The 4,281-nt window shown below is 58.3% G+C and carries 5 protein-coding genes and 1 pseudogene; 5 read left to right on the forward strand and 1 reads right to left on the reverse strand.

What is annotated here, in order from left to right; genetic code table 11:
• The first annotated feature begins 1,221 nt into the window (after positions 1-1,221).
• From AB6804_RS31580 to AB6804_RS31600, 5 genes and pseudogenes are all read left to right on the forward strand, one after another.
• Positions 1,222-1,459: pseudogene (locus tag AB6804_RS31580) on the forward strand (hypothetical protein).
• 128 nt (positions 1,460-1,587) lie between these two features.
• Positions 1,588-2,238, forward strand: a complete 651-nt coding sequence (locus AB6804_RS31585) for a tyrosine-type recombinase/integrase (RefSeq protein ID WP_370889793.1) — start codon at positions 1,588-1,590, stop codon at positions 2,236-2,238.
• A gap of 236 nt (positions 2,239-2,474) precedes the next feature.
• The gene (locus tag AB6804_RS31590; RefSeq protein WP_370889794.1) at positions 2,475-2,630 is read left to right on the forward strand and encodes a hypothetical protein; all 156 of its coding nucleotides are present in this window, start codon (positions 2,475-2,477) and stop codon (positions 2,628-2,630) included.
• A gap of 23 nt (positions 2,631-2,653) precedes the next feature.
• Positions 2,654-2,872, forward strand: a complete 219-nt coding sequence (locus tag AB6804_RS31595; protein WP_244818686.1) for a hypothetical protein — start codon at positions 2,654-2,656, stop codon at positions 2,870-2,872.
• A gap of 330 nt (positions 2,873-3,202) precedes the next feature.
• Positions 3,203-3,442, forward strand: coding sequence for a hypothetical protein (locus tag AB6804_RS31600; RefSeq protein WP_370889795.1), 240 nt, complete (start codon positions 3,203-3,205; stop codon positions 3,440-3,442).
• A 76-nt stretch (positions 3,443-3,518) separates the two neighbouring features.
• Here AB6804_RS31600 and AB6804_RS31605 read toward each other — a convergent pair whose 3' ends face one another.
• Positions 3,519-3,971, reverse strand: coding sequence for a response regulator (locus AB6804_RS31605; RefSeq protein ID WP_370889796.1), 453 nt, complete (start codon positions 3,969-3,971; stop codon positions 3,519-3,521).
• Positions 3,972-4,281 lie beyond the last annotated feature (310 nt).

A 4,281-nucleotide genomic window follows, 5' to 3' on the forward strand; every position in this document is an offset into this window, starting at 1 on the left:
AGTTAGGTCCTTCTATCAACGCTTCAGGCACATCCCGCGATGACCTCTGCGATCAGTATTTCAGCGGCCTGCTAAGACGCACGCCCAGTGGTCGATGGAAGGTTTGGATTCTTTCTCTTGAGGATAGGCGAAGCTCGCAGAGTCACCTGAGCCGCTTGCAGAGCGTTTCGTGCGTTTTCCAACTTTTCCTGAACTTCGCTAGTCCCAATTCCGGGCGCGCTTTAGACGACGACGCAAGCACCGGCCTGCCAGTGAGATGTCCAACGGTCGAGTACGCCCGTTCGCGAGCTACCGATTGACCGTACACTTAATTTATTGCGTTGCAATATGCACTTGCGACGGGCCGTTGCGCCAATAACTGGGCGTTTGTTCCATTTAACCGGGCGTTTATGCCAATTCAACCGGGCCGTTGTTCCAATTGCTCCCCGCAAAGCCTTATCCAGCAAGGCTCCGAGGGTGCCTAAACGGGAAGCGTATTTAAAACGGGCGCGGGATAACCGACAGACGGCGCGGACAAAAAGAAAGCCCGACTTCGAGGCGGAGGCGGACTAACCAAGGCTACGTCAAGCACCCCGGGGAAGGGCGCAACTAGTAGCTTAGCAGGCCGCCGTGCGGGGAGTGACAAAGAAAACCCGCCCCAGAGCAGACCAAAGGGCGGGCTAAGTCCCACGTCCACCGAGAGAGTAGGACAGGGAGGAGACGGGCCAATGCGGGCAATCGTCGTACCTAGCTCGTCGGTTATCTCCTGATGGACAAGGTCTCTGCCCACAGGCCGATGACCCCGGCCTAGGGACAGCCGCTACGCGGTCCGGGACTTGAGCACACTTGAGGCTGACGCGGCCTGCGGCCTTGCCCCAATGAGAAAGACGCCAAAGTCAGAACCGCTGCCCTTGCCAGCGAACCGCTAGTACGCAGAGCATTCGCTCGTTGCCTCAAGGATTTTGCTACCTGTCAGACGGCTGGCAGCGGCCGCCTAAAGACGTTGTCGCTGGTCCGACTCAGCGTCGTCGGAAGTGGCAGGCGCAGGCCAGTCGGCATCCGCCCACCGGGCCTCGGCGGGCAACTCCGGAGCGGTCCCGCTAGCTATTGATAAAATATGTTAGCGATAGTAATAGCCTCGCTATAAGCATCTGGCGGATGCCGGCCGGCGTCCTTCTTTTATGGAATACGATGACTCCGACTGATCTCCCGAAGACCACGACGAACGGCGCGCTCGGCGCGATGCATCTGCTGGCCGAATACGATGGCCAGGATAACCAGTTACGCCAGGTGCGCTTGGAAGCGAGCGGCGACAGCCGAAGCGTCATTCTGATTGATACCGACCGGCGCAAGCCCGGCGTCCAGCGCGAAACCCGCCACGAAATCACGCCGGCCGAGCTGATCGCGCTGCCCACTGATCCGCACGCACGGGGCGGAACTGCCCGGAGAGAGTCATGTCCGACCTGCCAACGCCCGCTGAACCCGCCCGCCGGCTGACGGCCGCGCAGTTTCACCAATTCGCGGCCGTGCCGGCGGAAGCCGAGTGGTTCGCCAATCTCGACAATCCGCGTACGAAAGCGCGCGTATCAGATCGATTTACGGGATTTCTTGGGCTTCGCCGGCATTGCCGTCGAAACCAACCCGGTCAAGGGCGCAAAGCGGCCGCGCGTCAAAAGCGGGGAGGGCAAAACACCGGCGCTCGGCGACCACCAGGCGCGGGCGCTGCTCGATGCGCCAGACCCGGCGACGCTTAAAGGCAAACGCGACCGCGCGCTGCTGTCGATGCTGCTCTATCACGGCCTGCGCCGCGAGGAGCTGTGTCTGCTGAAGGTCCGCGACATCCATGCGCGGCGCGGGGTGCCGCATTTACGGGTGCATGGCAAGGGCAACAAGCTGCGCCATCTGCCGCTGCATTCGGGCAGCGCGGAGCGGATCCATACCTATCTCGAAGCGGCCGGGCATGGCGATATGCCGGGGGCGGCGTTGTTTCAGCCGGCACGGCGCAAGACCGGCGCGGGGCTGACGGCCGATGGCGTTTATACGACCGTACTCGCCTATGCGGATCAGGCCAGGATCGAACTGCAGGGGTTCGGCGTCCATAGCCTGCGGGCGACGGCTGCAACCAACGCGCTTGAGCACGAGGCGGATATCACCAAGGTCCAGGAATGGCTGGGACATGCCAACATCGCGACCACGCGAATCTATGACCGGCGCAAAAATCGGCCGGAGGATTCGCCGACCGTTAAGGTTGCTTATTAATCAGACAACGTTTGCGATATTCATCCGCTGATTATAAACCTCCTCATTCGGCAAATTTTCCCTACATAAATACGAACGATCGATTCGATAAAGTCATTTTAGGCGTTAACCCTTATAACACGTCTATCTGACGCATGTTTTAATCGTTCCAATAGTGCTGGACAAATATTATCAGTTTAAAACCGACGTGTGACTTAGTCGTTGTCGGATCCGAGCGCGGGCCTAAAGGAGTCGCCATGAGCGAAACCTTGATGGGATGCATTGTCGCGGGAACCGCCGTTTTCATTGCGCTTCCGGCCATATTCAAACACTACATTCGTGAGCGTCAACGCGACCGCATTCTGCAGAGCCTGAGAGAACAAACGGCAGTTTCAAGAGCCAGAACCAGATAACCCTAGATGGTTGTCAAATTAATATGAACGTCAACGCTCTGAGAAGAAATGATCTTTCTCACATTGAGGCGGTGTTGACGATTTTGGAAACGTCGCAAAAGGCATTCGCCGTCAATTGTTTAATGGATCGCCCCACTTACTGGAAATCCAGGGTGCTCGGCATTTGTGACGCGAATGCCGAGGCGGATATATTGGAAAGGGCGCAAAAACTTCTCAACCGCCTGGCGGCGATTTCAAGGTAATCGTCAGATTGCCTGAATCAGGCATTGGATTTAATGCAGTTCCCGGCGAAGCTGGATGTTTTAATGCGGCATAGGCAATGCTGGAAGGAAATCATTCCATTGCCTGCAGGCGTCTAGCGTGAACCCTCTCCTGACCAGAATATCTGCCCCAGAGCCGTGCGACGCACCGTCTTCGCTACGCCTGGCGCGGCGCGCCCATCCCCGGCGCGCGGCGTTCGACCTGGCCGCTCACCGTTATGACCACATGGTCATGTCTGACGTGGCGCTGATAACCCTGAAGCCTGGGTGTCTGATTGCGGCAGCCTGGTTCCTTGCCCGGGAAGGGGCGCTATGAGCGACGATCAAAGCCGTTCAGAAGGTCCTTCGGCATTCGCCTTTCCAGCGAAAACCGGCGAATTTTATTTGGCTGTGCTTGCCATCCGCCGGGCGCAAAAAAAGCCCAACCCGTGGGATTTTGAACCGGGAACCCCGGAATGGCAGGCAGCGGTTATCGCGTTCACCGAAGATCTTCTCAATCACGGCTACCTGGCGCAACAGGCCAGGAAAAGTCCCGACGTAAGCGGGCGATAAGAGGATGCAAGCAGGGACGTCGCGCTGAGATCGTGCGAAAGCGATGTTCCTGATTGTCCTACAGACCGGCTCGCGGCTACACCGTCGCTACCGGTTCCGGCACGAAGTAACGCACCAAGGGGCATAGGGCCGCCGCGTCGGTCGGCTTGGCGCAAAACGCGTCGAACCCGGCCTGTTTCGCCCGCTCGAGATCGCGTTCCCCGGCTGCGGCGGAATGCGCAATCAACATGGTTTCCGACGTTTTCTCATTGGCGCGCAGGCGCGCTGCCACTTCCAGGCCAGACATGTCGGGCATCCAGATGTCCAGCAGGACGATTTGTGACTGCCAACGGCGAGTGGCGTCGATTGCGGGCTGGCCGCCATAGACTGCATTGGTATCGAACCCGCTGAAATCCAGAACCATGCTGATGGCGTCGGCGGTGTCGATAAAGTCGTCAACCACGAGGACGCGCGGCGCATCGATGGCGTTCTTTCTTCGGTGCGTCCCGATCGCGCACTTGAGCGGGACGCTTTCACTTCCGGCATTCATGACCACTCTGCGCTAAAAAGGAACTAAAAAAATGCGAAAGCTTACCGCTCAAGCAGTTGGGAGCCGTCACAGCAATGGATAAGCACTTGCGGCAGAGCATCGGTCATTCCCGCATCTGTCCCGGCAGCAACACCGCTGACCACCGGGAACGGCCTTTAAAGCCTCAGACCTTCGCAAGATCCGCTCTTTCTTTAAACGTCCCTGGTCACGCGCCAGTTGCGAGGCGTCTCAAGGGCTTTGTCGCGATAAGGATCGAGCGGTGAGCGAGATCGATATGCGAAGTACTGCTTATATTGCGAGGTTGTAGAAT

Origin of the sequence: Caballeronia sp. RCC_10 (assembly GCF_041360715.1) — a bacterium.
GTDB classification, from domain to species: Bacteria; Pseudomonadota; Gammaproteobacteria; order Burkholderiales; family Burkholderiaceae; genus Caballeronia; species Caballeronia grimmiae.